Genomic DNA, 311 nt, shown 5'->3' on the forward strand with positions numbered 1-311 from the left:
TAACAATCAGCCGGGTTCGGCCTGACTTGTTAATCCTGAAGATCTGTCCATCTGAGAACGGTGTTTCCAGAATCTGTTTTTTCACCTTGTCCGGTTCATTTTTCAACCTGGCACCAATAATGTACTCATATCCCTGCTGTTCCAATGCTTTTATGTTTGTGTTTGACAAAAGACCGGCATCAGCAACAACAACAGGTTTGTTCAATTTAAACTTCGCACTAATCTTTTCAATGAACGGGATCAGTGTGTGCCCTTCGTAAATATTGCCTTCAAAAATATCGTACCCGATGGCATAGCCACCCAGACCAACA

At 42.4% G+C, this 311-nt stretch carries 1 protein-coding gene; it reads right to left on the reverse strand.

What is annotated here, in order from left to right:
• Positions 1-311, reverse strand: a 311-nt coding sequence (locus N2K84_RS20405) for a transposase (RefSeq protein WP_282593669.1), incomplete at both ends; no start/stop codon positions are given.

Source organism: Gaoshiqia sediminis (assembly GCF_025907915.1).
In the GTDB taxonomy this organism is placed as follows: Bacteria; Bacteroidota; Bacteroidia; order Bacteroidales; family Prolixibacteraceae; genus Gaoshiqia; species Gaoshiqia sediminis.